This window comes from Nocardiopsis sp. RV163 (genome assembly GCF_001029525.1).
GTDB lineage: Bacteria > Actinomycetota > Actinomycetes > Streptosporangiales > Streptosporangiaceae > Nocardiopsis > Nocardiopsis dassonvillei.
In genome coordinates this window covers 1-26,658 of record NZ_LEKI01000071.1, presented here as the reverse complement: position 1 = coordinate 26,658, position 26,658 = coordinate 1, and the positions used below count along the sequence as shown (strand labels likewise).

Annotated in this window: 38 protein-coding genes and 1 pseudogene; 2 read left to right on the top strand and 37 right to left on the bottom strand. The window is 68.5% G+C overall.

Annotation, left to right across the window (positions count from 1 at the left end; genetic code table 11):
* Window positions 1-125 precede the first annotated feature (125 nt).
* Complete coding sequence (locus ABD54_RS14340) at window positions 126-1,082, top strand: hypothetical protein (RefSeq protein ID WP_047869975.1); 957 nt, start codon at window positions 126-128, stop codon at window positions 1,080-1,082.
* 135 nt (window positions 1,083-1,217) lie between these two features.
* Window positions 1,218-1,874 (top strand): NUDIX hydrolase N-terminal domain-containing protein, encoded by a 657-nt coding sequence (locus ABD54_RS14335; protein WP_047869974.1) that lies wholly within the window; start codon window positions 1,218-1,220, stop codon window positions 1,872-1,874.
* A gap of 171 nt (window positions 1,875-2,045) precedes the next feature.
* Here ABD54_RS14335 and truA read toward each other — a convergent pair whose 3' ends face one another.
* The 37 genes and pseudogenes from truA to ABD54_RS28325 form a co-directional block, all read right to left on the bottom strand.
* Entirely contained in the window at window positions 2,046-2,885 is an 840-nt protein-coding gene (gene truA, locus ABD54_RS14330; protein WP_047869973.1) for a tRNA pseudouridine(38-40) synthase TruA, read from the bottom strand.
* Between the two features lie 114 nt (window positions 2,886-2,999).
* Window positions 3,000-3,542, bottom strand: a complete 543-nt coding sequence (gene rplQ, locus ABD54_RS14325; RefSeq protein WP_047869972.1) for a 50S ribosomal protein L17 — start codon at window positions 3,540-3,542, stop codon at window positions 3,000-3,002.
* A 70-nt stretch (window positions 3,543-3,612) separates the two neighbouring features.
* On the bottom strand, window positions 3,613-4,635 hold the full coding sequence (locus ABD54_RS14320; RefSeq protein ID WP_013156139.1) for a DNA-directed RNA polymerase subunit alpha: 1,023 nt from the start codon (window positions 4,633-4,635) through the stop codon (window positions 3,613-3,615).
* A gap of 173 nt (window positions 4,636-4,808) precedes the next feature.
* Window positions 4,809-5,213, bottom strand: coding sequence for a 30S ribosomal protein S11 (gene rpsK, locus ABD54_RS14315; protein WP_013156138.1), 405 nt, complete (start codon window positions 5,211-5,213; stop codon window positions 4,809-4,811).
* Window positions 5,214-5,284: 71 nt separating this feature from the next.
* Complete coding sequence (gene rpsM, locus ABD54_RS14310; protein WP_047869971.1) at window positions 5,285-5,665, bottom strand: 30S ribosomal protein S13; 381 nt, start codon at window positions 5,663-5,665, stop codon at window positions 5,285-5,287.
* A 218-nt stretch (window positions 5,666-5,883) separates the two neighbouring features.
* A complete protein-coding gene (gene rpmJ, locus ABD54_RS27290; RefSeq protein WP_013156136.1) occupies window positions 5,884-5,997 on the bottom strand; it encodes a 50S ribosomal protein L36 in 114 nt (37 codons plus the stop codon).
* A gap of 47 nt (window positions 5,998-6,044) precedes the next feature.
* Window positions 6,045-6,266, bottom strand: coding sequence for a translation initiation factor IF-1 (infA, locus tag ABD54_RS14305; protein ID WP_013156135.1), 222 nt, complete (start codon window positions 6,264-6,266; stop codon window positions 6,045-6,047).
* Window positions 6,267-6,560: 294 nt separating this feature from the next.
* Window positions 6,561-7,031 carry a DUF1707 domain-containing protein gene (locus ABD54_RS14300; protein ID WP_047869970.1) on the bottom strand — a complete coding sequence of 157 codons (471 nt, stop codon included), beginning with the start codon at window positions 7,029-7,031 and terminating at the stop codon, window positions 6,561-6,563.
* A gap of 62 nt (window positions 7,032-7,093) precedes the next feature.
* Complete coding sequence (gene map, locus ABD54_RS14295) at window positions 7,094-7,918, bottom strand: type I methionyl aminopeptidase (protein ID WP_047869969.1); 825 nt, start codon at window positions 7,916-7,918, stop codon at window positions 7,094-7,096.
* Window positions 7,918-8,577, bottom strand: coding sequence for an adenylate kinase (locus tag ABD54_RS14290; RefSeq protein ID WP_200904109.1), 660 nt, complete (start codon window positions 8,575-8,577; stop codon window positions 7,918-7,920). Before ABD54_RS14290 ends, map begins: the two co-directional genes overlap by 1 nt.
* The gene (secY, locus tag ABD54_RS14285) at window positions 8,578-9,891 is read right to left on the bottom strand and encodes a preprotein translocase subunit SecY (protein ID WP_047869967.1); all 1,314 of its coding nucleotides are present in this window, start codon (window positions 9,889-9,891) and stop codon (window positions 8,578-8,580) included.
* A gap of 279 nt (window positions 9,892-10,170) precedes the next feature.
* A complete protein-coding gene (rplO, locus tag ABD54_RS14280) occupies window positions 10,171-10,635 on the bottom strand; it encodes a 50S ribosomal protein L15 (RefSeq protein ID WP_047869966.1) in 465 nt (154 codons plus the stop codon).
* Entirely contained in the window at window positions 10,632-10,817 is a 186-nt protein-coding gene (gene rpmD / locus ABD54_RS14275; protein ID WP_047869965.1) for a 50S ribosomal protein L30, read from the bottom strand. Before rpmD ends, rplO begins: the two co-directional genes overlap by 4 nt.
* A gap of 2 nt (window positions 10,818-10,819) precedes the next feature.
* Window positions 10,820-11,422, bottom strand: coding sequence for a 30S ribosomal protein S5 (gene rpsE, locus ABD54_RS14270; protein ID WP_013156128.1), 603 nt, complete (start codon window positions 11,420-11,422; stop codon window positions 10,820-10,822).
* Window positions 11,423-11,471: 49 nt separating this feature from the next.
* Window positions 11,472-11,852 (bottom strand): 50S ribosomal protein L18, encoded by a 381-nt coding sequence (rplR, locus tag ABD54_RS14265; protein WP_047869964.1) that lies wholly within the window; start codon window positions 11,850-11,852, stop codon window positions 11,472-11,474.
* Window positions 11,853-11,854: 2 nt separating this feature from the next.
* Complete coding sequence (gene rplF, locus ABD54_RS14260) at window positions 11,855-12,391, bottom strand: 50S ribosomal protein L6 (RefSeq protein ID WP_047869963.1); 537 nt, start codon at window positions 12,389-12,391, stop codon at window positions 11,855-11,857.
* A gap of 17 nt (window positions 12,392-12,408) precedes the next feature.
* Window positions 12,409-12,807, bottom strand: a complete 399-nt coding sequence (gene rpsH / locus ABD54_RS14255) for a 30S ribosomal protein S8 (protein WP_013156125.1) — start codon at window positions 12,805-12,807, stop codon at window positions 12,409-12,411.
* Window positions 12,808-13,077: 270 nt separating this feature from the next.
* Window positions 13,078-13,263 carry a type Z 30S ribosomal protein S14 gene (locus ABD54_RS14250; protein WP_013156124.1) on the bottom strand — a complete coding sequence of 62 codons (186 nt, stop codon included), beginning with the start codon at window positions 13,261-13,263 and terminating at the stop codon, window positions 13,078-13,080.
* 13 nt (window positions 13,264-13,276) lie between these two features.
* The gene (gene rplE, locus ABD54_RS14245; protein WP_047869962.1) at window positions 13,277-13,852 is read right to left on the bottom strand and encodes a 50S ribosomal protein L5; all 576 of its coding nucleotides are present in this window, start codon (window positions 13,850-13,852) and stop codon (window positions 13,277-13,279) included.
* A complete protein-coding gene (gene rplX / locus ABD54_RS14240) occupies window positions 13,852-14,157 on the bottom strand; it encodes a 50S ribosomal protein L24 (RefSeq protein WP_013156122.1) in 306 nt (101 codons plus the stop codon). Before rplX ends, rplE begins: the two co-directional genes overlap by 1 nt.
* Window positions 14,158-14,160: 3 nt before the next feature.
* Window positions 14,161-14,529: a 50S ribosomal protein L14 gene (rplN, locus tag ABD54_RS14235; RefSeq protein ID WP_013156121.1), complete on the bottom strand. Its 369-nt coding sequence runs from the start codon at window positions 14,527-14,529 to the stop codon at window positions 14,161-14,163.
* Window positions 14,530-14,632: 103 nt separating this feature from the next.
* A complete protein-coding gene (rpsQ, locus tag ABD54_RS14230) occupies window positions 14,633-14,905 on the bottom strand; it encodes a 30S ribosomal protein S17 (RefSeq protein WP_013156120.1) in 273 nt (90 codons plus the stop codon).
* Window positions 14,902-15,153: a 50S ribosomal protein L29 gene (rpmC, locus tag ABD54_RS14225; protein WP_013156119.1), complete on the bottom strand. Its 252-nt coding sequence runs from the start codon at window positions 15,151-15,153 to the stop codon at window positions 14,902-14,904. Before rpmC ends, rpsQ begins: the two co-directional genes overlap by 4 nt.
* Window positions 15,153-15,566: a 50S ribosomal protein L16 gene (rplP, locus tag ABD54_RS14220; protein ID WP_013156118.1), complete on the bottom strand. Its 414-nt coding sequence runs from the start codon at window positions 15,564-15,566 to the stop codon at window positions 15,153-15,155. Before rplP ends, rpmC begins: the two co-directional genes overlap by 1 nt.
* A gap of 3 nt (window positions 15,567-15,569) precedes the next feature.
* Complete coding sequence (gene rpsC / locus ABD54_RS14215) at window positions 15,570-16,373, bottom strand: 30S ribosomal protein S3 (protein ID WP_047869961.1); 804 nt, start codon at window positions 16,371-16,373, stop codon at window positions 15,570-15,572.
* Complete coding sequence (rplV, locus tag ABD54_RS14210) at window positions 16,373-16,741, bottom strand: 50S ribosomal protein L22 (protein ID WP_017567302.1); 369 nt, start codon at window positions 16,739-16,741, stop codon at window positions 16,373-16,375. Before rplV ends, rpsC begins: the two co-directional genes overlap by 1 nt.
* Window positions 16,742-16,813: 72 nt before the next feature.
* A complete protein-coding gene (rpsS, locus tag ABD54_RS14205; RefSeq protein WP_013156115.1) occupies window positions 16,814-17,092 on the bottom strand; it encodes a 30S ribosomal protein S19 in 279 nt (92 codons plus the stop codon).
* Between the two features lie 12 nt (window positions 17,093-17,104).
* Window positions 17,105-17,944 (bottom strand): 50S ribosomal protein L2, encoded by an 840-nt coding sequence (gene rplB, locus ABD54_RS14200; RefSeq protein WP_047869960.1) that lies wholly within the window; start codon window positions 17,942-17,944, stop codon window positions 17,105-17,107.
* 58 nt (window positions 17,945-18,002) lie between these two features.
* The gene (gene rplW / locus ABD54_RS14195) at window positions 18,003-18,293 is read right to left on the bottom strand and encodes a 50S ribosomal protein L23 (RefSeq protein ID WP_013156113.1); all 291 of its coding nucleotides are present in this window, start codon (window positions 18,291-18,293) and stop codon (window positions 18,003-18,005) included.
* Window positions 18,290-18,961 carry a 50S ribosomal protein L4 gene (gene rplD, locus ABD54_RS14190; protein WP_047869959.1) on the bottom strand — a complete coding sequence of 224 codons (672 nt, stop codon included), beginning with the start codon at window positions 18,959-18,961 and terminating at the stop codon, window positions 18,290-18,292. Before rplD ends, rplW begins: the two co-directional genes overlap by 4 nt.
* 3 nt (window positions 18,962-18,964) lie before the next feature.
* Complete coding sequence (gene rplC / locus ABD54_RS14185) at window positions 18,965-19,615, bottom strand: 50S ribosomal protein L3 (protein WP_019610094.1); 651 nt, start codon at window positions 19,613-19,615, stop codon at window positions 18,965-18,967.
* Between the two features lie 12 nt (window positions 19,616-19,627).
* Complete coding sequence (rpsJ, locus tag ABD54_RS14180; protein ID WP_013156110.1) at window positions 19,628-19,936, bottom strand: 30S ribosomal protein S10; 309 nt, start codon at window positions 19,934-19,936, stop codon at window positions 19,628-19,630.
* Window positions 19,937-20,188: 252 nt separating this feature from the next.
* The gene (gene tuf / locus ABD54_RS14175) at window positions 20,189-21,382 is read right to left on the bottom strand and encodes an elongation factor Tu (protein WP_047869958.1); all 1,194 of its coding nucleotides are present in this window, start codon (window positions 21,380-21,382) and stop codon (window positions 20,189-20,191) included.
* Window positions 21,383-21,462: 80 nt separating this feature from the next.
* Window positions 21,463-23,577 (bottom strand): elongation factor G, encoded by a 2,115-nt coding sequence (gene fusA, locus ABD54_RS14170; protein ID WP_047869957.1) that lies wholly within the window; start codon window positions 23,575-23,577, stop codon window positions 21,463-21,465.
* A gap of 40 nt (window positions 23,578-23,617) precedes the next feature.
* The gene (gene rpsG / locus ABD54_RS14165) at window positions 23,618-24,088 is read right to left on the bottom strand and encodes a 30S ribosomal protein S7 (protein ID WP_013156107.1); all 471 of its coding nucleotides are present in this window, start codon (window positions 24,086-24,088) and stop codon (window positions 23,618-23,620) included.
* A 2-nt stretch (window positions 24,089-24,090) separates the two neighbouring features.
* Window positions 24,091-24,462, bottom strand: a complete 372-nt coding sequence (gene rpsL / locus ABD54_RS14160; protein WP_013156106.1) for a 30S ribosomal protein S12 — start codon at window positions 24,460-24,462, stop codon at window positions 24,091-24,093.
* A gap of 458 nt (window positions 24,463-24,920) precedes the next feature.
* A pseudogene (locus ABD54_RS28325) lies at window positions 24,921-26,658 on the bottom strand (hypothetical protein); the annotation flags it as partial.

Sequence of the window (26,658 nt, the reverse complement as noted above, 5' to 3'; positions counted from 1 at the left end):
CCCCCGGCCAGCGTCCCGGACCCCATGGCCCCGTTCCGGGGTTCCCTCCCGGCGCGCAGGGCGTGCCACCGGGCCGTCCCGGCGCTCACGGCCACCCCGGAGCACCCGTCGGCCCTCCCCCTGGCATGCCTCCCGGTTCGGCGCCTCCGACCGCCCAGCAGGCCTTCCAGGGCCCGCCCCAGCCCCCCGCCGCGCTCCCGGCGCCCGGCCGGGAGGAGCCCGTGTTCCCCCCGGACGCGATGGGCGCCACGCAGCACATCAGCCCCGTCCCCGGCTCCGTCCCCGCCTCGCCCGGGGGCCGTCCCCTGTTCCGGGACGAGGTCCCCGACGACGCCGGTGTGGACACCGCGCAGTTCGACGCCCAGGGGATCGACGACTACGACGACTACGACGGCTACGACGACGACCGGTACGGTGACGGCGGCGCGGACGCGCGCGCCCGCAAGCGCCGGATCATGATGATCGCCGGTTTCGCGGCTCTGCTCGTCCTCGCGGGCGGCGGGACGTTCTTCCTCGCCACCAGCATGGGCTCGGGGGGCGCGAACGCCGCGACCGTCGCCGACGAGGCCGACGACCCGGGCGCGCTCGACGCGGAGGCCCTCTTCCCCGAGAGCATGGAGGTCGAGGGCCAGGGCACGTTCACCCGCGTGGCCGTCGAGGACACCGAGGACTGCGCCGCCGGGGCCCACGGCGACTACGGCCAGGTGCTCGCCGACAACGAGTGCCGCCAGATGGTGCGCGCCTCCTACCTCAGCGAGGACGAGGGCCACGCGGTGACCGTGGGCGTGGCAGCCATGCCCACCGGCGAGGAGGCGACCACCGCGATGGAGGCCCAGGACCTGGTGGCCGCGCAGTGGTTCGCCGGTCTGCCCGGCGAGGAGGGCAGCCCCGCCGAGCGTCTGGGCCACTCCGGCGGCCACGGCAGCAGCGGCCAGTGGGGCCGTTACCTGCTCTTCTCCCTGGCGGCCAACAGCGACGGCACCGAGGAGGGCGGCGAGAGCGAGTCCGCCACCGAACTGCGCGCCGTCAGCGAGGGCTTCCTCCAGGAGACCCACACCGGCCTCAGTGAGAACCGCGGCTGAGCGGTCGCCGGCACCGATGGGGGCACCCGGCGGCCGGGTGCCCCTTCTCCGTGCCCGCGGGCGGGTTCCGTCGGCGTCCGCGACGGGCAGGAATCCCGGAGGTCCGGTCCGCGGGCCCCGGAAGAGGGTGTGACGATGACGGAACCCGCCGAACGGATCCGGCGCGTGGCGATGGAGCTGACGGCGCAGTCGGAGTCGGGGCTGGCGTACAGCTCCAACGAGTTCGACATCGGGCGGTTCCACCGCGTCGGCGCCCTGGCCCGCGACCTGATGCAGATGGTGGCCGCCGGGGAGCTCCCCGGATACGAGCGCGAAGTGGCCTCGGCCGCCGGTTACACCACCCCCAAGCTCGACGTGCGCGGCGGCGTCTTCGACCCCTCCGGCCGGGTACTGCTCGTCCGCGAGATCTCGGACGGCCACCGCTGGACGCTGCCCGGCGGGTGGTGCGACGTCCTGGAGAGCCCCAGGCAGGCGATCGAGCGCGAGGTCCGCGAGGAAGCGGGGCTGGCCGTGCGGGCGGTGCACCTCGCCGGGGTCCTCGACCGTCACCTGTGGCCCCACCTGCCGGTCTACGACCGCCACATCTACAAGCTCCTGTTCGTGTGCGCGCCGCTGGCCGACCACGCCCCCGCCTCCGGCGGTACCGATACCTTCAGCAGCGCCGAGACCAGCGCCAGAGCATGGTTCGACGTAAACGACCTCCCCGAACTGTCGGTGTCGCGGGTGCTGCCCGAGCAGATCGCGCTGCTGCACCGGCACTGGGCCGACCCGGGACCGGCGCACGTCGACTGAGGGGTGCGAGGGGCTTCCGGCGGCCGGCGCCCCTCCGCTCGTCCACAGGCCGGGTTCCGCGCCTCCGCGGAACCCGGAGCGGCTCTAGCCTGGTAAAGGGGGGCTCCAGCCCCCGCCGCCTCGTGCTGCCCGCGCCCTGGAAGCTCCCGCGGCACCGGGACCACGGCCTCCTCAGGCCGAGTGGCCCCGGCACGGCAGCTCCCGCACGCGGCGGGTCGCCGAGGCGCGCACGGCCAACTCCTCGTCGGCCGGGTAGCGCACCTCCTCCAGGCTGAGCCCCTGCGGCCCCACCACGTGCACCGACGAGTCCCGCGTACCGGCGCCGAGCACCTTCCCCGGCCAGTCCACGTCCCTGCGCCCGTCGCCCACCGCCAGGAGCGCGCCCACGAGCGCGCGCACCATGTTGTGGCAGAACGCGTCCGCCTGGATCGTCCCCTGCAGCAGGTGCTCGTCCACCCGGGCCCACTCCAGGCGCAGCAGCTCCCGGATGGTCGTCGCGCCCTCGCGCTTCTTGCAGAACGCCGCGAAGTCGTGTTCGCCCACCAGGCGCTCCGCCGCCGCGTTCATCCGGTCCACGTCCAGCGGGCCGCGGTGCCACAGCACGTCCCGCCGCAGCAGCGGGTCCACCCCGTAGGGCGCGTCGCTCACCCGGTACAGGTACCGCCGGAACAGCGGCGAGAAACGGGCGTCGAACCCGGGCGGAGCCAGCCGCGCCGCGTGCACCCGCACGTCCTTGGGCAGCACTCCGGCCAGGCGCCGGAGCACGCGCTCACCCTCGCTCTCCCACGTCCGCGCGGGGATGTCGGCCTGCGCCACCTGCCCCCGCGCGTGCACACCGGCGTCCGTGCGCCCCGCGCACGTCAGCGACACCTCCGGCAGGCGCAGCACCCGCGCCAGCGCCGCCTCCAGCTCGCCCTGCACCGTGCGCCGACCCGGCTGCGCGGCCCACCCGGAGAAGTCCGTGCCGTCGTAGGCCACGTCCAGCCGCACCCGGACCGTCGTCTCGTCCATTACCCGCCACTCCTCCGCGTCCACGAAAAAGACGAGTGCCCGACCCCCGCGGGGATCGGGCACTCGCCGAGCGGTGCGTGCGCGGGACGCGTCGGCGCCCCCGCGCCCCGCACGCTACTTGTCGTCAGCCGGGCCCTCCGCCTGGGCCGTCTCGCCGGCCTCGGCGGTCTGGTCGGAGGCGGTGTCCTCCGCCGGCTGGTCGCCGGCCTCGTCCGCCACGGCGGTCGCGTCGGCCTTGGGCTCCTCGGCCTCGGGCTCCTGCGCGGCGGGCTGGGCGGCCGGGGCGGCGGTCTGGGCGCTCAGGGCCTCGACCAGCTCGATCACGGCCATCGGGGCGTTGTCGCCCTTGCGCGGACCGATCTTGGTGATCCGGGTGTAGCCACCGGGACGGTTCTCGTAGCGCGGGCCGATCTCGGTGAAGAGCTCGTGCACGACGGCCTTGTCCGTGATCTTGGTCAGGACCTGGCGGCGGGCGTGCAGGTCACCGCGCTTGCCGAGGGTGATCAGCTTCTCCGCGTACGGGCGCAGGCGCTTGGCCTTGGCCTCGGTGGTGCGGATGCGGCCGTGCTGGAACAGCGAGGTGGCGAGGTTCGCCAGGATGTGCCGCTCGTGAGCGGGCCCGGAACCCAGACGGGCGCCCTTGGTAGGCGTGGGCATGGTGTCGTTCTCCTAGTGATGCGGTCCGCGGCCGCACTCGGCCGGGGACCATGTGGGCGACGAAGGTCGGTTAGTACTGCTCCGTCTCGACGAAGGACTCGCCCTCGTCGTCCTCGGAGCTGTAGGAGTCGGCCGCCGAGCTGGGGTCGAATCCGGGCGGGGAGTCCTTCAGCGACAGGCCCATGTCGACGAGCTTCTGCTTGACCTCGTCGATGGACTTGGCACCGAAGTTGCGGATGTCCAACAGGTCCTGCTCGGAGCGGGCAACCAGCTCACCGACGCTGTGGATGCCCTCACGCTTGAGGCAGTTGTAGGACCGGACCGTGAGGTTGAGGTCCTCGATCGGCAGCGCCAGGTCCGCCGCCAGGGCGGCGTCCGTGGGCGACGGGCCCATGTCGATGCCCTCGGCGTCGACGTTGAGCTCACGCGCCAGACCGAACAGCTCGACCAGGGTCTTGCCCGCGCTGGCGACCGCGTCCCGGGGACGGATGGCCGGCTTGGTCTCGATGTCGACGATCAGGCGGTCGAAGTCGGTGCGCTGCTCGACACGGGTGGCCTCGACCTTGTAGGTCACACGCAGGACCGGGGAGTAGATGGAGTCGATCGGGATGCGGCCGATCTCCTGTCCGGCCTGCTTGTTCTGCGTCGCCGAGACGTAACCGCGGCCGCGCTCGACCGTCAGCTCCATCTCCAGCTTGCCCTTGCCGTTGAGCGTGGCGATGTGCAGGTCGGGGTTGTGCACCTCGACACCGGCCGGCGGAGCGATGTCCGCGGCGGTCACCACACCGGGGCCCTGCTTGCGCAGGTACATGAGCACCGGCTCGTCGTGCTCGGAGCTGACGACCAGGCCCTTGAGGTTGAGGATCATCTCGGTGACGTCCTCCTTGACACCGGGCACGGTGGTGAACTCGTGCTCGACGCCCTCGATGCGGATGCTCGTGACAGCCGCGCCGGGGATGGAGGACAGCAGGGTGCGCCGAAGCGAGTTGCCGATGGTGTAGCCGAAGCCCGGCTCCAGCGGCTCGATGACGAACTTCGAGCGCAGGTCCGAGGAGGCTTCCTCGGTGAGCGTGGGACGCTGTGCGATCAACATGGTCCGTGTCTTCCCTTCCACATGGCCGCCCGCTATTTGACGGCCACCCGGCGGACACCACATCGGTGTCCGCTACTCGGATTCCTACCCCGTCCGCGCGGGCCCCTCTCAGGTGAGCGCGCGGAACCAGGCGCGGCGCCCGCGCGGGTAGGTGCGCGGGCGCCGGTGCGGGATCAGACCCGGCGGCGCTTGGGCGGACGGCAGCCGTTGTGCGGGACCGGCGTCACGTCCTGGATGGAGCCGACCTCCAGCCCGGTCGCCTGGAGCGAGCGGATGGCGGTCTCCCGGCCCGAGCCCGGGCCCTTCACGAAGACGTCCACCTTGCGGACGCCGTGCTCCTGGGCGCGGCGGGCAGCGGCCTCGGCGGCCATCTGCGCGGCGTAGGGGGTCGACTTGCGCGAACCCTTGAAGCCCACCTGGCCGGAGCTGGCCCACGAGATCACGGCACCGGTCGGGTCGGTGATGCTCACGATCGTGTTGTTGAACGTGCTCTTGATGTGAGCGTGCCCGTGGACAATGTTCTTCTTTTCCTTGCGGCGCACCTTGCGCGCGGCACCCTGACGGCCCTTAGGCGGCATGAGCGAAACTCCCAGAGATCATCGGTCCGTTGTCGTTCCCGGACGCGTGTTTACAGTCCAGTCCGAGCGGACTACTTCTTACCGGCCTTCTTCTTACCGGCCACGGTCTTCTTCTTGCCCTTGCGGGTGCGCGCGTTGGTCTGCGTGCGCTGACCGCGGACCGGGAGCCCACGGCGGTGGCGGATGCCCTGGTAGCTACCGATCTCCATCTTGCGGCGGATGTCGCCCTGCACCTCACGGCGCAGGTCACCCTCGACCTGGTAGTTGGAGCCGATCCACTCGCGCAGCTTGACGAGGTCTTCCTCGGACAGCTCGTAGACGCGCGTGTTGCCGTCGACGCCGGTGCTCTTCAGGGTCTCCAGAGCGCGGGTGCGCCCGATTCCGAAGATGTACGTGAGAGCGATCTCCACCCGCTTGTCGCGGGGAAGGTCAACGCCTTCGATACGTGCCATGTGGGCGAGACTCCTAATGCCCTATGCGGAGGTCTGGCCCGTTCCACCCTCTCGTCGCCCAATCGACGAGGCCCCGGCCTCCGACCGGGGGTGTCTCCCGCGCCGCACTGGCGGCGGGAGTCGGAACAGGTTTTCGTTTTGTCGTGCGCCCGGTGCGGTGCTGACGCACCGGCCGGACCGATCGCGGTGTGAAGCCGCGGCGAGCGGAGCGGGGGCGACTAACCCTGGCGCTGCTTGTGCCGCGGGTCCGAGCAAATGACCATGATCCGGCCGTTACGGCGGATCACGCGGCACTTCGCGCAGATCTTCTTCACGCTCGGCTTGACCTTCATGGTGACTCCGAACTCATACTCTCCCGGGCCGCGAGGCCCGTGAGGGGCTACTTGTAGCGGTAAACGATGCGCCCGCGCGTGAGGTCGTACGGGCTCAGCTCCACGACGACGCGGTCGTCGGGGAGAATACGGATGTAGTTCATCCGCATCTTGCCGCTGATGTGGGCAAGGACCTGGTGCCCGTTGTCGAGCTCTACCTTGAACATAGCGTTGGGTAGGGACTCGACAACGGAACCCTCGATCTCGATGGCGCCGTCTTTCTTGGCCATGTCCTTCCACGCCTCGCTCATCGTTTGGTTGATCAGGACAACCCGACGCGACCCCAGTGGCCCCGCATGACGCTACGGCCCCGGCAACGGCGGATGGCCGTCACCGACGCCGAGGGACACTGGAAGTTCAGGCCAACTGCAAAAGGCGAACGTCGGTTGGAGGACGTGGCGCGAAGAAGGCAGACTGACCCAACAGCCCGCGTATGGGCATGGACAGTCTATCCCCTTCCGGCAAGTGCTCCTAACCGCTGGACGGAGCACCCTACCGCAGCGGAACGCGGGCGGGCACGGGCCTCAGCGCTGGGGCGTCCCGTCGCCGTCGGAGTGGTACTTCTGCCCGGCCAGGACCCCCACGGTCACCATGCCCATCACGATGCCCCACGGCCCCATGACCCACAGGAACCACGGGTAGTCGTAGTCGGTGGTGAGGAACAGGATCAGCCAGATGACGAAGCACAGGATGTTGACCCCCGCGTAGAGGGCCCACGGCACCATCAGCACCGGGTCGCGCATGCTGATCGCGGGGGCCACCGCGAACTCCTCGTCCCGGGGGACGGCCCCGCGGATGTCGGCGAGGTCGCGCTCGGGGAGGTCGTTGGTGACCGTGGCCAGCTCACCCGTGGTCCTGGCCTTGTAGACACGGCCGAGGCGGTCGGTGAACTCCTCGTGGTCCAGCCGCCCCTGGGCGAAGTGCTCCTGGAGGAGCTGGGCCACGCGGTCGCGTTCCGCGTCGGACGTTCGTATCGACGGCACCGGGTCGGACACTGCGCGCACCTCGCATCTTCACCCGGGAGCGGCCCCCCGCGCTCCGCACGGGGAGGAGACCCCTACCAGGTCGGCTGGACGAACCCCATGTCGGCGATTTTATCCCGATCGGACTCGCGCGCGGTCAGCACCACGGGCCCGTCCGCGGTCACCGCGACCGTGTGCTCGAAGTGCGCGGCGCGCCCGCCGTCGCGGGTCACCACGGTCCAGCCGTCGTCGAGCTGCACCACGTCGTGGCGGCCCAGGGTGGTCATCGGCTCGATCGCCAGGCACATGCCCTCGACCAGCCTCATGCCCTTGCCGCGCTTGCCGTGGTTGAGCACGTGGGGATCCATGTGCATCTCGGTGCCGATTCCGTGTCCGCCGTACTCGCGGACGTTGCCGTAACCGCCGTTGCGGGAGATGTGGCCGTCGATCGCGTAACCGATGTCACCCAGGCGCCTGCCCGGACGCAGTTCGGCGATCCCCTGCCACATGGACTCCTCGCAGACCTCCATCATGCGCAGGTCCTCGGGGCGGCCCTCGCCGACCGCGACGGTGATCGCCGAGTCGCCGTGCCAGCCCTCCAGGACGGCACCGCAGTCGATGGAGATGATGTCGCCCTCGGCCAGCACCCGCTGCGCGCCGGGGATGCCGTGGACGACCTCCTCGTTCACCGAGGCGCAGATGGAGCCCGGGAAGCCGTGGTAGCCCTTGAAGGAGGGGACGGCGCCCGCGTCGCGGATGACCTTCTCCGCGAGGGAGTCCAGCTCCAGGGTCGACGCTCCGGGCCGCACCGCGGCCCGGAGCGTGTCCAGGGCGCGGGCCACGACCTGGCCCGCCGCCCTCATCATGGCGATCTGCTCCGGAGTCTTGATCTGCACGTCCGGATCGGTCTTGCGGAACATCAGGAGCCGGCCCCGACCCTGTCGATGGCGGCCTTGGCACGGGCCGTCACCTCGTCCACGGTCCCGGTGGCCGCGATGGTGGCCAGCAGGCCCTCGGCCTCGTAGAACTGCACCAGCGGAGCGGTCTGCTCGCGGTAGACCTCCAGGCGGTGCCGGATGGTCTCCTCGCGGTCGTCCTCGCGCTGGTAGAGCTCGGCGCCCTCGTTGTCGCACCTGTCCGCGACCTTCGGGGCGTCGTACTCCACGTGGTACACCTGGCCGCACTCGGGGCACGAGCGGCGGCCCGAGAGGCGTTTGACGACCTCCTCCTCGTCGACCCTCAGCTCCAGGACGACGTCCAGGGTGGTGTGGAGGTCGGCGAGGATGCCCTTGAGCGTCTCGGCCTGCGGGACGTTGCGCGGGAAGCCGTCGAGCAGGAACCCCTCGGCGGCGTCCTCCTGCGCCAGTCGGTCCTTGACCATGGCGTTCGTGACCTCGTCGGGGACGAGGTCACCGCGGTCCATGTACTCCTTGGCCTTCTTTCCGAGGTCCGTCTTGCCGCTGACGTTGGCCCGGAAGATGTCACCCGTGGACACCTTGGGGATCGACAGTTCGGACGCGAGGATCTGGGCCTGGGTGCCCTTGCCGGCCCCAGGCGGCCCCACCAATACTGCTCGCATTTATCGCAGAAAACCTTCGTAGTTCCTCTGCTGGAGGTGACTCTCGATCTGCTTCACCGTGTCCAGCCCGACGCCGACCATGATCAGGATGCTCGTCCCTCCGAAGGGGAAGTTCGCGCTGGCGCCGGTGGCGCCGAGTGCGACCATCGGCAGGAGAGCGATCACACCCAGGTAGAGGGATCCGGGGGTCGTCAGCCTCGTCAGCACGTAGTCGAGGTACTCGGCGGTCGGACGCCCCGGTCGGATACCCGGGATGAACCCACCGTACTTCTTCATGTTGTCGGCGACCTCAGCGGGGTTGAAGGTAATCGCCACGTAGAAGAACGCGAAGCCGATGATCATGACGAAGAACGTCGCCATGTACACGGGGTGGGTGCCGGTGAGGAAGTAGTCCTGCACGAAGGTCGCCACGGGATGCGTGGAGTCCTGTCCCATGAGGCCGACGAGCAGCTGCGGCAGGTACAGCAGCGAGGAGGCGAAGATCACGGGGATGATGCCCGCCTGGTTCACCTTCAGCGGGATGTAGGTCGAGCTGCCGCCGTACATGCGGCGGCCGACCATGCGCTTGGCGTACTGCACCGGGATGCGGCGCTGGGCCTGCTCCATGAAGACCACCGCGGTGATGAGCACCAGGCCGGCGACGCAGATGAGGGAGAAGACCCAGATCGAGCGCTCCTGGAACAGCGCGACCATGGAGGAGGGGAACATCGCGATGACCTGGGTGAAGATCAGCAGCGACATGCCGTTTCCCACGCCGCGCTCGGTGATGAGCTCGCCGAACCACATGATGATGGCGGTACCGGCGGTCATCGTGAACACGATGGTCACGAGGGTCAGGATGTCCTGGTTGGGCATGTAGGAGCTGACCGGGATGGCCCCCTGGAACAGGGCGCCCGTCCGGGCCATGGCGACGATGCTGGTGGCCTGGAGGACACCGAGCATGAGCGTCAGGTAGCGGGTGTACTGGGTGATCTTGCTCTGCCCGGACTGGCCCTCCTTCTTGAGGGCCTCCAGACGGGGGATCACCACCGTGAGCAGGTTGATGATGATGCTCGCGGTGATGTACGGCATGACCCCGAGCGCGAACACCGCCAGTTGCAGCAGGGCACCGCCGCTGAACAGGTTGACGAGCGCGTACACACCGGACTGGTCCGAGGAGGTGATCGCCTCCATCTGGTCCCTGATCGCCGCGGAGTTGATACCCGGCGCCGGGATCACCGAGCCCAGACGGAAGATCGTCAGGATGAACAGTGTGAACAGCAGCTTGTTGCGCAGGTCGGGCGTGCGGAATGCACGAACGAACGCACCTAGCACGTCTCCTCCTGCGCAGCTTCGGCGGCGGAACGGGTTCCAGACATCGCGGCCGATCCTGAATCGTCGTAGAACGTCAGCTCCGGGCGGTCGCCCGTTGCTCGGAAGTATTCACAGTACGTCAAGCGGTGAACTCAAACAGATGGCACTGTAACAGTGATCACTCCGCAGTTGAGTTCGTGAGTCATAACGATCACCGCTCACAACGCGTGGGGGCGCCCGCCAGCCGGTCCTAGACCTGCCGGGCGGACGCCCCCAGTCGCTTCATCGCGGGGAAGACCCCTACAGCTCGGTGGTGGAGCCACCGGCGGCGGAGATCTTCTCCTTCGCCGAGGAGGAGAACGCGTGCGCGCTCACCTGCACGGCGACGGAGATCTCACCCGTGCCCAGCACCTTGACGAGCTGGTTCTTGCGAACCGCGCCCTTGGCGACCAGGCTCTCGACGGTGACCTCGCCACCCTCGGGGTAGAGCTCGCTCAGCCGGTCCAGGTTGACGACCTGGTAGGTCGTCTTGAACCGGGCGTTGCTGAAGCCCTTGAGCTTGGGCACCCGGCGGATGAGGGGCATCTGCCCGCCCTCGAAGCCGGGACGGACGGTGTTACGAGCCTTCGTGCCCTTGGTGCCGCGACCGGCGGTCTTGCCCTTGGACGCCTCGCCGCGACCCTTGCGGATCTTGGCCTTGTTGGAGCCCGGGGCGGGACGCAGGTGGTGCAGCTTGAGCAGCTCGTCGGGGTTGTAGTCGCTCATTCGGCAACCTCCTCGACAGAGACGAGGTGCGCGACGATCGTGATCTGCCCGCGAACCTCAGGGCGGTCCTCACGGACGGTGGACTTGCCGATCCGGCCCAGACCCAGCGTCTGGAGAGCAGCGTGCTGCTTCACCTTGCCGCCGATCTTGGAGCGGGTCTGCGTGATCTTGAGCTTGGCCATGGTCAGGCTCCTGCCTTCGCCTCAGCGCGAGCACGCAGCATGGCAGCCGGGGCGACGTCCTCGATCGGCAGGCCACGGCGGGCGGCGATCTCCTCGGGCTGGTTGATGCCCTTCAGAGCCGCCACGGTGGCGTGCACGATGTTGAGCGGGTTGGACGAGCCGAGCGACTTGCTCAGCACGTCGTGGATGCCGGCGCACTCCAGCACGGCGCGCACGGGGCCACCGGCGATGACGCCGGTACCCGGGGCGGCCGGACGGAGCAGGACGACGCCGGCCGCGTCCTCGCCCTGGACCCGGTGCACGATCGTGCCCTGGATGCGGGGGACGCGGAAGAAGTTCTTCTTCGCCTCCTCGACACCCTTGGCGATCGCGGCCGGGACCTCCTTGGCCTTGCCGTAACCGACACCGACCATGCCGTTGCCGTCGCCGACGACGACCAGGGCGGTGAAGGAGAAGCGACGGCCGCCCTTGACGACCTTCGCGACCCTGTTGATGGTCACGACCTTCTCGATGTAGGAGACACCCTTGTCTGCGGCGCCGCCGCGGCGATCGTCACGGCGATCACGCCGCTCGCCACCGGCGCCGCGCCGCGGTGCTGCAGCCATCAGTGGTTCCTCTTCTCGTGGTTGATCTTGGCCGTTGCAGAGGTCATCGCTAGAACTCCAGCCCGCCCTCGCGCGCCGCGTCGGCGAGCTTGGCGATACGACCGGCGTACTGGTTGCCGCCGCGGTCGAAGACGACCGAGGAGACACCGGCGGCCTTGGCGCGCTCGGCGATGAGCTGACCGACCTTGACGGACTTGTCGGACTTGGTGCCCTCGTCAACGCGCAGGTCGGCCTCGACGCTGGAGGCGGCGGCCAGGGTGTGGCCCCTGGTGTCGTCGATGACCTGCGCGACGATGTGCTTGGAGGAGCGGAACACGGCCAGGCGCGGACGCTCGGCGGTACCCACGACCTTCTTGCGGACGCGGAACTGGCGGCGCGCACGGGAGGTGGCGCGCTTGGTGGTCCGCTTGCGGCTCACGGTGCTACCCATGCCTACTTACCAGCCTTTCCGGCCTTGCGGCGGATGTGCTCACCCTGGTACCGCACGCCCTTGGCCTTGTACGGGTCAGGCTTGCGCAGACCGCGGATGTTCGCGGCGACCTGGCCCACCAGCTGCTTGTCGATGCCCTCGACGTGGAGGATGGTCGGCTTCTCCACGCGGAAGCTGATGCCCTCGGGGGGCTCGACCACGACGGGGTGGCTGTAGCCCAGCGAGAACTCCAGGTTGGAGCCGCGGGCCTGGACGCGGTAACCCACGCCGTGGATCTCCAGCGTCTTGGTGTAGCCCTTGGCCACGCCCTCGACGAGGTTGGCGATGAGCGCACGGGTCAGACCGTGCAGCGAGCGGTTCTCCGGCTTGTCGTCCGGACGCGCCACCGTGAAGACCCCGTCCTCCAGGGACACGGTGATCGGCTCGGCGACGGTGTGCTTCAGCTCGCCCTTCGGACCCTTGACGGTGACGTCCTGCCCGTTAATCGTGACTTCGACGCCCTTGGGGACCGAGAGCGGCAGTCGACCGATTCGCGACATGCTTCAATCTCTCCCTGTTACCAGACGTAGGCGAGGACTTCGCCGCCCACGCCACGCTTCTTGGCCTGCTTTTCGGTCATCAGGCCGCCGGACGTCGAAATGATCGCCACGCCGAGGCCACCCAGCACCCGCGGCAGGTTCTCCTTCTTGGCGTACACCCGCAGACCGGGCTTGGAGACCCGGCGGATGCCCGCGATGGAACGCTCCCTGGTGGGGCCGTACTTCAGGTCCAGGACGAGGTTCTGGCCCACGGGGGCCTCCTCGGTCCGCCAGCCCTGAATGAAGCCCTCCTGCTGGAGGATCTCGGCGATGTGCGCCTTGATCTTGGAATACGGCATCGCCACGGTGTCGTGGTAAGCCGAATTCGCGTTGCGCAGACGCGTGAGCATGTCTGCGATCGGGTCGGTCATCGTCATGGCCGACTGGCCCTTCCTCACCGCGGTTTCCGAGTGCGGGCTTTCCCAGAGCCTGCCCTTGCGCGGGTACTCCCGCGAAGGTGCACAAACGGACCTACGGCGTGGTCGTGGGCACCGCGGTCCCCTTCGGGACTGCCGTGCCCTGGTGGTTGGATGTTGCCGGACCGTGCCGCGTCGTGCGGTCACGGACGCTGTGCGCGCCGAGGGTGGCGCTTCGGGGGGCCGACTCCGTGCGCCCAGGGGTGGGCGAACGGTCGGCCCCGCCGGAAACTACCAGCTCGACTTGGTGATACCGGGCAGCTCGCCCCGGTGGGCCATCTCACGGAAGCAGATACGGCACAGGCCGAACTTCCGGAAGACGGCGCGCGGGCGGCCGCACCGCGAGCATCGAGTATACGCGCGAACGCCGAACTTCGGCTTCCGCTGCGACTTAGCGATCAGGGACTTCTTGGCCATGTGTGCTTACCCCTCAGGCTTCCTTGAACGGGAAACCGAGCCGCTTGAGCAGGCTGCGGCCCTGTTCGTCGGTCGTGGCGGTGGTGACGACCGTGATGTCCATCCCACGCTGCCGGTCGACCTTGTCCGGGTCCACCTCGTGGAACATGACCTGCTCGGTCAGCCCGAAGGTGTAGTTGCCGTTCCCGTCGAACTGCTTCGGGGACAGGCCACGGAAGTCCCGGATACGGGGCAGGGCCAGGGAGAGCAGCCGGTCGAGGAACTCCCACATCCGGTCGCCGCGCAGCGTGACGCTGGCGCCGATCGGCTGACCCTCGCGCAGCTTGAACTGCGCGATGGAGTTCTTGGCCCGGTTGATCCGCGGCTTCTGGCCGGTGATCGCCGACAGGTCGGCGACCGCGCCCTGGATCAGCTTCGCGTCACGAGCCGCCTCGCCAACACCCATGTTGACCACGATCTTCGTGAGACCGGGGACCTGCATGATGTTGCCGATGCCGTGCTCCTCCTTGAGGGCGGCAACGATCTCGTTGCGGTACTTCTCCTTGAGCCGCGGCATCGGAGGGGCGGTGATGTCGTTGGTAACCGTCATCAGATGTCCTTACCGGTGCGGCGGGAGACGCGAACCTTGGTTCCGTCTTCCTCGAAGCGGTAGCCGACCCGGGTGGCCTTGCCGTCCTCCACGAGCGCGACGTTGCTCACGTGGATCGGGGCCTCCTTGGTGACGACCTCGCCCTGCTGGCCGCCCGCCGGGTTGGCCTTCCTGTGCTTCTTGACCAGGTTGACGCCCTCGACAACGACACGGTCTTCCTTCGGCAGGGCCTTGACGACCTTGCCGGTGGCACCCCGGTTCTTGCCGGCGAGAACGATGACCTCGTCGCCAGATTTGATCTTCATCGCTTAGAGCACCTCCGGCGCCAGCGAAATGATGCGCATGTACTTCTTGTCACGCAGCTCGCGGCCGACCGGGCCGAAGATGCGGGTGCCTCGCGGGTCCCCACCGTCCTTGATGAGCACGGCAGCGTTCTCATCGAAGCGGATGTAGGAGCCGTCGGGCCGGCGGCGCTCCTTGACGGTGCGCACGACAACGGCCTTGACGACGTCGCCCTTCTTGACTCCAGCGCCAGGCAGGGCGTCCTTCACCGTGGCGACGATGGTGTCGCCGATCCCGGCGTAGCGCCGACCCGAGCCACCGAGAACACGGATGGTAAGGATCTCCTTGGCACCCGTGTTGTCGGCGACCTTGAGTCGCGACTCCTGCTGAATCACGTCTGCTCCTGATGTGATGCGTGCGGTCCACTGCCGCACGGCTAGGTGGTCTCACCCCCGGGATCGGCGGCCGGCACGGGTGCCGGCCGCCGACAGGCTGGGGTTACTTAGCCTTCTCCAGGATCTCCACGACGCGCCAGCGCTTGGTCGCGGAGAGCGGCCTGGTCTCCATCAGTCGGACCAGGTCGCCCACGCCACAGGAGTTCGCCTCGTCGTGCGCCTTGTACTTGGACGTGCGACGGATGACCTTGCCGTACCTGGCGTGCGTGATGCGGTCCTCGACCTCGACGACGACGGTCTTGTCCATCTTGTCGCTGACGACGTAGCCCTCGCGCACCTTGCGGTAGTTGCGGGTCGCGGTCTGGTTCTCACTCATTCGGCTGCTTCCTTCTCCTGCGCCGACTCACCAGACAGCGGGGCGATACCCAGCTCGTGCTCACGCAGGATCGTGTAGATCCGGGCGATCTCGCGCTTGACGGTACGCAGTCGGCTGTGGTTGTCGAGCTGGCCGGTGGCGGCCTGGAAGCGGAGGTTGAACAGCTCTTCCTTGGCTTCCTTGAGCTTGGCGACCAGGTCCTCGACGGACTGGTCACGGAGCTCATGGGCAGTCACGGACTTGGCCATCACTCCCCCTCCCGCGTAACGAACTTGCACTTCATCGGGAGCTTGTGCATCGCACGGCGCATCGCCTCCTTGGCGATGGCCTCGGGCACGCCCGACAGCTCGAACATCACGCGACCGGGCTTGACCGGCGCGACCCACCACTCCGGGGAACCCTTACCGGAACCCATGCGGACCTCGGCGGGCTTCTTGGTCAGCGGGCGGTCCGGGAAGATGTTGATCCACACCTTGCCGCCACGCTTGATGTGACGCGTCATGGCGATACGAGCGGACTCGATCTGACGGTTCGTCACGTAGGCCGACTCCAGGGCCTGGATGCCGAACTCACCGAAGGTGACCGTCGTGCCGCCCTTGGCCTTGCCGCGCAGATCCGGGTGGTGCTGCTTGCGGTACTTGACCTTACGAGGAATAAGCACTGGTCAGCTCCCCTCGGACTTCGCGGACTCGGCCGGGGCCTTGGCCTCGGCGTTCTGCGGCTGGCCGCCACCGGCACCGCCGCGACGACGACGCTGGGGGCGCTCGCGGCGCTGACCGCCGCCACCGCCACCGCCGCCGGCGGAGCGCTGCGCGGCCTGGGCCGCCTCGCGCTCGGCGCGGGTGGCGGGCGCGTCACCCTTGTAGATCCAGACCTTCACACCGATGCGGCCGAAGGTCGTACGCGCCTCGAAGAAGCCGTAGTCGATGTCGGCGCGCAGGGTGTGCAGGGGCACACGGCCCTCGCGGTAGAACTCCGAACGCGACATCTCGGCCCCGCCCAGACGGCCACCGCACTGGATGCGGATGCCCTTGGCACCGCTCTTCATGGCGGTCTGCATGGCCTTGCGCATCGCGCGGCGGAAGGCCACGCGGCTGCTCAGCTGCTCGGCGACGCCCTGGGCGACGAGCTGCGCGTCGATCTCGGGGTTCTTGACCTCGAAGACGTTCAGCTGGACCTGCTTGCCGGTCAGCTTCTCCAGGTCGGTCCGGATGCGGTCGGCCTCCACGCCGCGGCGGCCGATGACGATGCCCGGCCGGGCGGTGTAGACGTCGACGCGGACGCGGTCACGGGTGCGCTCGATCTCCACCTTGGAGATGCCCGCGCGCTCCATGCCGCGGGTCAGCATCCGACGGATCGCGACGTCTTCCTTGACGTAGTCCTTGTAGGACTTGTCGGCGTACCAACGGCTCTTGAAGTCGGTGGTGACTCCGAGGCGGAACCCGTGCGGGTTTACCTTCTGCCCCACTATCGGGTCCTTTCCTTCGTCTTGGACGAGGCGCCCGAGCGCTCAGCGACGACCACGGTGATGTGGCTCGTGCGCTTGGTCACCCGGAAGGCGCGGCCGAAGCCTCGCGGACGAATGCGCTTCAGGGTCGGACCCTCGTCCACCCACGCGCCTTCGACCACCAGCGTCCCGCGGTCCAGCTTGTCGTTGTGCTCGGCGTTGGCGATGGCGCTAGCCAGCACCTTGCCAACGGGCTCGCTCGCCGACTGGGGCGCGAACCGGAGCACCGCCTGTGCCTCGTCAGCGGGCAACCCGCGAATAAGGTCCACCACCCGGCGGGCCTTTCGGGGCGTAACACGGACGAACCGTGCCTGTGCCCTCGTTCCCATCGCTTTTCCCTCGCTCACGGAAATTCATCTCCACTCACCGTGGAGAAATGGTTCTTTCTGCTGCTGCAACCGCTAACGGCGGCTACGGCGGTCTTCCTTGACGTGGCTGCGGAAAGTACGCGTGGGAGCGAACTCACCGAGCTTGTGGCCGACCATCGACTCGGACACGAACACGGGGACGTGCTTGCGGCCGTCGTGGACGGCGATCGTGTGACCGATCATCTCCGGAACGATCATGGACCGCCGGGACCACGTCTTGATGACGTTCTTGGTCCCCTTCTCGTTCTGCGACTCCACCTTCTTGATGAGGTGGTCGTCGACGAAGGGACCCTTCTTAAGGCTACGTGGCATCAGACGTGCTCCTTACCGCTTCTTCTTACCGCTACGCCGACGCCGCACGATGAGCTTGTCGCTGGCCTTGTTCTTGGCCCGGGTCCGGCCTTCCTTCTTACCCCAGGGGCTGACCGGGTGGCGACCACCGGAGGTCTTGCCCTCACCACCACCGTGGGGGTGGTCGACCGGGTTCATCACGACACCGCGGACGGTCGGGCGCTTGCCCTTCCAGCGGGAGCGGCCGGCCTTGCCCCAGTTGATGTTGGACTGCTCGGCGTTGCCCACCTGGCCGATGGTGGCGCGGCAGGTGATCTCCACCATGCGCATCTCACCGGAGGGCATACGCAGCGTGGCGTACTTGCCCTCCTTGGCCAGGAGCTGGATCTGCGAGCCCGCGGAGCGGCCCAGCTTGGCGCCGCCGCCCGGCTTCAGCTCGACCGCGTGCACGAACGTACCCGTGGGGATGTTGCGCAGCGGGAGGCAGTTGCCGGGCTTGATGTCGGACTGCGGACCGTTCTCGACCCGGTCGCCCTGCTTGAGGCCGGCCGGAGCCAGGATGTAGCGCTTCTCGCCGTCCACGTAGTGGAGCAGCGCGATGCGCGCGGTGCGGTTCGGGTCGTACTCGATGTGGGCGACCTTGGCCGGCACGCCGTCCTTGTCGTGACGACGGAAGTCGATCACGCGGTAGGCGCGCTTGTGGCCACCGCCCTGGTGGCGGGCGGTGATCCGGCCGTGGCCGTTGCGACCGCCCTTGGAGTGCAGCGGACGCACCAGGGACTTCTCGGGCTCCGAGCGCGTGATCTCGACGAAGTCGCTCACGCTGGAGCCGCGACGACCCGGTGTCGTCGGCTTGTACTTACGAATGCCCATCTTCTTCGCGCATTCCTTTACGTGTTGCTTGGTGTGTAGCGGTCAGACCCGGGAGAGGTCAGACACCGAAGATGTCGATCCGGTCGCCCTCGGCGACGCTGACGATCGCGCGCTTGGTGTCGGGACGCTTCCCGTAACCGAAGCGGGTGCGCTTGCGCTTGCCCTTGCGGTTGATCGTGTTCACGCTCGTGACCTTCACCTCGAAGATCTTCTCGATCGCGATCTTGATCTGGGTCTTGTTGGCGTCCGGGCGGACGATGAACGTGTACTTGTTCTCGTCCATGAGCCCGTAGCTCTTCTCGGAGATCACCGGCTCGACGATGATGTCCCGGTGGTCGGCGATCCTCACTGGTCGTCCTCCTCGGACTGCGCGGCCTTGGAGGCACCGGCCGCGTGGGCCAGGAACTCGGCGTAGCCCGCCTCGGTGAAGACCACGTCGTCCGAGTAGAGGACGTCGTAGGTGTTCACCTGGTCCGCGTCGAGGATGTGCACCTCTTCGACGTTGCGCAGGGCGCGCCGGTTGTGCTCGTCGTCACGGGCCAGCACCACCAGGACCTTGTCGGACTCGGTGACCTGGCGCAGCGCCTTCAGAGCGGTCTTGGTGAACTTACTCTCCAGGTCCTCGGCCACGAACTGGCTGACGACGTGGATGCGGCCGTGGCGCGCCCGGTCCGAGAGGGCTCCGCGCAGGGCGGCGGCCTTCATCTTCTTGGGGGTGCGCTGGCTGTAGTCGCGCGGCTGGGGTCCGTGGACCGTGCCGCCGCCGGTGTACTGCGGGGCGCGGATGGAACCCTGGCGGGCCCGGCCCGTGCCCTTCTGGCGGTAGGGCTTCTTGCCGCCGCCGCGGACGTCGCCGCGGGTCTTGGTGGCGTGCGTGCCCTGACGGCCAGCGGCGAGCTGGGCGTTCACGACCTGGTGGATCAGCGGGATGCTGACCTGCTGGGCGAAGACGCTGTCCGGCAGCTCGACGCTGCCCTTGGCGCCGCCCTCAAGGTTCTTGACCTCGATCTGGGCCATGGCTTACTTGTCCCCCTTCACAGCGGTGCGGACGAGCACCAGACCGCCGTTGGGACCGGGGACGGCACCCTTGACCAGGATGAGCCCCTTCTCCGCGTCGACGGAGTGAACGGTCAGGTTCTGGACGGTCTTGCGCACGTTGCCCATGCGACCGGCCATCCGCATGCCCTTGAACACGCGGCCGGGCGTGGCGCAGCCGCCGATGGAACCGGGCGAGCGGTGCTTGCGCTGGGTACCGTGCGAGGCGGAGAGGCCGCGGAAACCGTGGCGCTTCATCACACCCGCGAAGCCCTTGCCCTTGCTCTTGCCCGTGACGTCGACCTTCTGGCCGGTCTCGAAGCTGTCCGCGGTGACCTCCTGGCCGAGCGTGTACTCGGTGGCGTCGGTCGTGCGGACCTCGACGTAGTGGCGGCGCGGGGTCAGGTCGTGGCTGCGCAGGTAGTCGCCGAGCGGCTTGTTGACCTTGCGCGGGTTGATCTGCCCGTAGCCGAGCTGGATGGCGGAGTAGCCATCGGTGTCCGGAGTCCGGATGCGGCTCACGACGCACGGACCGGCCTTCAGAACCGTCACGGGCACCATCTTGCCCGCGTCGTCGAAGACCTGGGTCATGCCGAGCTTTTCGCCCAGAACTCCCTTGATCTGCTTGGTGGCCATGTCTGTGCGTCCTTAAAGCTTGATCTCGATGTCAACGCCCGCCGGGAGGTCGAGTCGCATGAGCGAGTCGACCGTCTTCGGCGTGGGGTCGATGATGTCGATCAGCCGCTTGTGCGTGCGCATCTCGAAGTGCTCGCGCGAGTCCTTGTACTTGTGCGGCGATCGGATGACGCAGTAAACGTTCTTCTCCGTCGGCAGCGGCACCGGGCCCGCGACCTGTGCGCCAGTTCGCGTCACAGTCTCGACGATCTTGCGAGCCGAGCTGTCGATGACCTCGTGGTCATAGGCCTTTAGCCGAATGCGGATCTTTTGTCCCGCCATGTGGCCTGTTCGTCCTTCGCTTCAGTGTCCGTAACGGTGAGCTGTTCCCGGTCACAGACGCCCAGGCCCGGCGGATCCGCCGTTGTAGCCGTGAGCCCCTATTCCCTTGAGAAACCGCAACAGGGCTTGCCCCTGCGGTGCGTCACCGTCACAGAGCCCGATGACGTCTTGTGTGCTGGTGGGCGGGCCGTGGACCCACGGCCCGCCCACCACGGCGGGGACGGCTCCGAAGGGGCCGCCCCCGCGCGGGTACTACTTGAGGATCTTCGTGACGCGACCCGCGCCCACGGTCCGGCCACCCTCGCGGATGGCGAACTTCAGGCCGTCCTCCATCGCGACGGGCTGGATGAGCTGGACGGTCATCTCGGTGTTGTCGCCGGGCATGACCATCTCGGTGCCCTCCGGCAGCGTCACGACGCCGGTGACGTCCGTGGTGCGGAAGTAGAACTGCGGGCGGTAGTTGTTGAAGAACGGCGTGTGGCGGCCACCCTCGTCCTTGGACAGGATGACGACCTGGGCCTCGAACTCGGTGTGCGGGGTGGTCGTGCCGGGCTTGATGACGACCTGGCCGCGCTCGACGTCCTCGCGCTTGATGCCGCGCAGGAGCAGACCGACGTTGTCGCCGGCCTGGCCCTGGTCGAGCAGCTTGCGGAACATCTCGACACCGGTGACCGTGGTGGTCTGCTTCTCGTCCTTGATACCGACGATGTCGACGGTCTCGTTGACGTTGACGATGCCGCGCTCGATGCGGCCGGTGACGACGGTGCCGCGACCGGTGATCGAGAAGACGTCCTCGATCGGCATGAGGAAGGGCTTGTCGGTGTCACGCTCGGGCTCGGGGATGAACTGGTCCACGGTGCCCATGAGCTCCAGGACGGCCTTGCCCCACTCCTCGTCGCCCTCCAGCGCCTTGAGCGCGGAGACCTTGGTGACGGGAACGTCGTCGCCGGGGAACTCGTACTCGCTGAGGAGCTCGCGGACCTCGAGCTCGACGAGCTCGAAGATCTCCTCGTCGTCCACCATGTCGGCCTTGTTCAGGGCCACCACGATGTAGGGCACGCCGACCTGGCGGGCCAGGAGCACGTGCTCCTTGGTCTGCGGCATCGGGCCGTCGGTGGCGGCCACGACCAGGATGGCGCCGTCCATCTGCGCCGCACCGGTGATCATGTTCTTCACGTAGTCCGCGTGACCGGGGCAGTCGACGTGGGCGTAGTGACGCGCCTCGGTCTGGTACTCGACGTGGGCGACGGAGATGGTGATACCGCGCTCGCGCTCCTCAGGAGCGTTGTCGATGTCCTCGAACGGAGTGAACGGGTTCAGCTCCGGGTACGCGTCGTGCAGCACCTTGGTGATGGCCGCGGTCAGCGTGGTCTTGCCGTGGTCGATGTGACCGATGGTGCCGATGTTCACGTGCGGCTTAGTCCGCTCGAACTTTGCTTTCGCCACTGGATGTCTCCTAGACGTACAGAGCTGTCTGGTGCTCGCTCCCCGCGTGGACGGGGAGCGGGCTGGTTACGTGTTCGCGACTATTCGCCGCGGACCTTCGCCACAATTTCTTGGGCGACAGCGGACGGAACCTCCGCGTAGGAGTCGAACACCATCGAGTAGTTGGCTCGACCCTGCGTGCGGCTGCGCAGGTCACCCACGTAGCCGAACATTTCGGAGAGGGGCACCTGGGCCTTGACGATACGGACGCCGGAACGCTCGTCCATGGACTGGATCTGTCCACGGCGGGAGTTCAGGTCGCCGATCACGTCACCCATGTACTCCTCGGGAGTGGTGACCTCGACAGCCATGACCGGCTCCAGGAGAGTCGGCTTGGCCAGCTTGACCGCCTCCTTGAAGGCGATCGAACCGGCGGTCTTGAAGGCCATCTCGGAGGAGTCGACCTCGTGGTACTGGCCGTCCTGGAGCGTCACCTTGACGCCGACGAGCGGGTAGTGCGCGAGCACGCCCAGCTCGGCGGCCTCCTGGCAGCCGGCGTCGACCGAGGGGATGTACTCCCTCGGGATGCGGCCACCGGTGACGGCGTTGACGAACTCGTAGCCCGAGGCGTCGCCGCTCTCGGTCTCCAGGGGCTCGACGTCGATCTTGACCTTGGCGAACTGACCCGACCCACCGGTCTGCTTCTTGTGGGTGTAGGTGTGCCCCTCGACCTTCTTGCGAACGGTCTCGCGGTAGGCCACCTGCGGCTTGCCGATGTTCGCCTCGACCTTGAACTCGTCGCGCATGCGGTTGACGAGCACCTCGAGGTGCAGCTCGCCCATGCCCGAGATCACGGTCTGACCGGTCTGGTCGTCCGTGGCGACCTGGAACGAGGGGTCCTCGTCCGCGAGGCGCTGGATCGCGATGCCCAGCTTCTCCTGGTCGCTCTTGGTCTTGGGCTCGATGGCCACCTCGATGACCGGAGCCGGGAAGGTCATGGACTCCAGAACGATCGGGTTCGCCTGGTCGCACAGGGTCTCACCGGTCGTGGTGTCCTTGAGGCCCATGACGGCGACGATGTCGCCGGCGCCGACCTCGGAGATCTCCTCGCGCTTGTTGGAGTGCATGCGGTAGATCTTGCCGATGCGCTCCTTGCGGCCCTTGAGGCTGTTGAGCACCTGGGTGCCCGCCTGGAGAACGCCGGAGTAGACGCGCACGTAGGTCAGCTTGCCCAGGTGCGGGTCGCTCATGATCTTGAAGACCAGAGCCGACAGCGGCTCGTCGTTGCTCGGCTTGCGGACGAGCTTGGTCTCCTCGGTCTCGTCCTTGGGGTCGTGGCCCTCCACGCCCTCGACGTCCAGCGGCGAGGGGAGGTAGGCGGTGACCGCGTCGAGCAGGGGCTGCACGCCCTTGTTCTTGAACGCGGTGCCGCACACGACCGGGACGGCCGTACCGGCGATGGTCGCGCGGCGGATCGCGGTGACGAGCTGCTCCACGGTGGGCTCCTGGCCCTCCAGGTACATCTCCATGATCTCGTCGTCGGCCTCGGCCAGCGTCTCGATGAACTGGTCGCGGGCCTCGCGGGCGGCGTCGGCGTGGCTCTCGGGGATGTCGACGGTGTCGTACATCTCGCCGAGCGCGGCCTCCTCGTTCCAGACGTAGGCCTTCATGCGGACCAGGTCGATGACGCCCTTGAAGTCGCTCTCGGCGCCGATGTTGAGCTGGATCGGCATGGCGTTGGCGCCGAGGCGCTCACGGAACATGTCGACACAGCGCTGGAACTCGGCGCCGATCTTGTCCATCTTGTTGACGAAGCAGATACGCGGGACGCCGTAGCGGTCCGCCTGGCGCCAGACCTGCTCCGACTGGGGCTCAACGCCCTCCTTGGCGTCGAAGACCGCGACGGCACCGTCGAGCACACGCAGCGACCGCTCGACCTCGACCGTGAAGTCGACGTGGCCGGGCGTGTCGATGATGTTGATGGTGTGGTCGTCCCAGTGGGTGGTGGTAGCAGCCGAGGTAATGGTGATACCCCGCTCCTGCTCCTCCTTCATCCAGTCCATCGTGGCAGCGCCATCGTGGACCTCGCCCACCTTGTGGGTCACACCGGTGTAGTAGAGGATCCGCTCAGTCGTCGTGGTCTTACCAGCGTCGATGTGAGCCATGATCCCGATGTTGCGGACCTTGGCCAGGTCAAGAACAGTTTTGGCAGCCATGAGGCTCGTCGTCCCTCGGTCTGTTTCGAACCCGCCGGAATTACCAGCGGTAGTGCGCGAAGGCCTTGTTCGACTCGGCCATCTTGTGCGTGTCCTCACGCTTCTTGACGGCCGCGCCGAGACCGTTGCTGGCGTCGACCAGCTCGTTCATCAGACGCTCGGTCATGGTCTTCTCACGGCGCTGGCGCGCGTAGGAGACCAGCCAGCGCAGGGCCAGCGTGGTGGACCGGGAGGCGCGAACCTCGACCGGCACCTGGTAGGTCGCGCCGCCGACGCGGCGGCTGCGGACCTCGAGCGCGGGCTTGACGTTGTCCAGTCCCCGCTTCAGGACGACGAGCGGGTCCTGGCCGGTCTTCTCGCGAGCACCTTCCAGGGCGTCGTAGACGACGCTCTGGGCGATGGAGCGCTTGCCGTCGAGCAGCACCTTGTTGATCAGTGCGGTGACGAGCGGCGAGCCGTAGACCGGGTCGGTGATGAGCTGGCGCTTCGGCGCCGGGCCCTTGCGCGGCATGCTTACTTCTCCTTCTTGGCGCCGTAACGGCTACGCGCCTGCTTGCGGTTACGGACACCCTGCGTGTCGAGCGAGCCGCGCACGATGCGGTAACGGACACCCGGCAGGTCCTTCACACGGCCACCGCGCACGAGCACGATGCTGTGCTCCTGGAGGTTGTGGCCGATGCCGGGGATGTAGGCCGTGACCTCGATCTGGCTGCTCAGCTTGACTCGGGCGACCTTGCGCAGAGCGGAGTTCGGCTTCTTGGGCGTGGTGGTGTAGACACGAGTGCACACACCACGACGCTGCGGACTCCCCTTCAGCGCCGGGGTCTTGTTCTTTGCGACCTTGTCCTGTCGGCCCTTGCGGACCAGCTGCTGGATGGTGGGCACCGCGTCTCCGTCTTCCTCGTGACCTACGCCGGTTCTCGTAGCCGATATCGCTATTGACCTGCTGGATTTCCCGAACCTCCCCGACCCCCGATGTCGGGCGTGTCGCCTTCGTTCCCGCGCATGGCGAAAACGGGTTCACACCCGGCCGAGAGGCCGAATCATGGGAGGGGGTTCACATGCGCCGCGCACCGTAGGTCCTCGTCTGCGGAACCGGGCGCCGCACTCGCATGTGCGACCCGTCGACTCACGGGCACAATCACACAGGCTACCGCTTGCCGTCAGGACGGTCAAAACGGTGTGCGACATGACGGGAACCGTCGGGACGGATCCTCGCTCAGCCGTGGGTCGACACCATTCTACGCGGTCCCGCGGCCGCTCGGCCCCGCTTCTGCGAGAGCGCGGACGAAGGCTGACGGCCGCCTCCCCGGGACGATTGTCCCCGAGAGGCGGCCGTCGCGCTACAGGACCAGCCAGAGGGCGACGGAGATCACCGTCACCAGGATGCCCACGACGGCGAAGACCGTTCCGGTCGTGATCAGACCGAGGCCGTCGAGCTGCCCGCGGGACTCGCGGATCGCCCTCTTGGCCTTGGGCCCGGTGACCAGCAGGGCCAGGACGGCCGTGACCAGTCCCACGCCCGGCAGCAACGAGGCCACGCCCAGCCACAGGGTGAGCGTCGCTCCCCGCTCGGTGTCGGCGAGGAAGTCGATGCTGTCGTAGCCGGGGTAGGCGTCCCCGGCCTCGCCGCCCAGTGGGCGGTCGCCGAAGCCGGGGAAGTCATCGGCGATCGGGTCCTTGCGGCGCCTGCTGCGGCCCGCCGGGGCGGCCGGCATGCCGTAGTCGGCCGGGGTGAACCCGTCCTCGTACTCGGATTCGTCGCGGTCGCGGGGCTCGTCACCGCGGGGCTCGGGGTCGTCGTCGTAGTCGTGCTCCGGCCGGTCCGCGTCCCCGTCGGGATCGTACTCCGGCCCGTCGGGGTCGTCGTCGTAGCGGTCGTAGTCCGCCCCGTCGTCCCAGCGGCGGTCGTCACGCCGGTACTCGTCGTCCGCCCGGCCACCCTCTTCGGCCAGGGCGCGGGCGTCGAACATCTGGGTGGCCCCGCCCGGGTCCTCCAGCGGGTCCTGCTCCCTGGAGCGGGCGCGCGACTGCATGTCGGCGATCGCGCCCAGGGGGTCGTCCGCGCCGGGGACCGCCGCGGAGAGCTCACCGGTGTCGGGGCCTCCCCAGTCGACGGTCTCGGCCCGTCCGGAGGAGGACTCCCTGCGGCGCTGCTCCGCCTCGCGGACCACGTCCGGCAGCCGGGGGTCGTTGCGGTCGAACGCCCAGGTGTTGCCGCTGCCGCTGCCCGGCGCGGAGTGCGAGAGCTCGTCGCCGTACCCGTCGCCCCACGGGCCGTCGGAGCCCGCGCCGGGCCGGTCGTCGGTGCGGCCGGAGGGCGCCCAGGCGTCCGGGGCGTCGGAGCCCGCGGGGGCGCTGTCGGCGCCCCGGAAGTCGCCGCCGAGTTCGTCGTCCCAGGAGCGGCCGCGTCCGCGGTCTCCCCCGAGGGGGTCGTCGCCGTAGGGGCGGTCGTCCCAGGCGTCGGAGCCGCGTTCGCCGCCCCCGTGCCGGGGGGCGCGGTCCTCCCGGGACCGGTCCGCCGGGGCGGCGTCGTCCCAGGAACCGCCGTCGGGTCCGGGCACGTCGGTCCAGGAGGCCGGGCCGCGCTCTCGTTCGGGAGCTTCGTCGTCCCAGCCGGAGGAGGCGCGGGTGTCGTCCTCCCAGGGCTGGCCGCCCCGGTCAGCGGTCCACGGACCGCGGTCGCCCACGGGGCCGGGGCCCCAGGGCTGGTCGGTGGCGGAGGAGGGTGTCTCCCACGACGCGGGGCCGAGGCCGTCGTCGGCCGCGTCACGGCCGCGGCCCGGGGCGTCGTCGTCCCACGGCCGACCGGAGGCGCCGGAAGCCGGGGATTCCCAGGAGGCGGGGCCCAGGCCGTCGTCGAGCGGGTCGCGCGTACCGCCCGCGGGGGCGTCGTCCCAGGGCTGGGCGCCCCGGTCGGTGTTCCAGGCGCCGCGGTCGTCAGCGGAGCCGGTGTCCCAGGGCCGTGTGCCCTCCGCCGGACCTCCGCCGGAGGCCTCCGGCCAGATAGCCGGGTCCCGGTCGCCGCCGAGGGGGTCGGCGTCCCGGGGGGAGGGGGAACGGGTCTCGTCCTCCCACGGC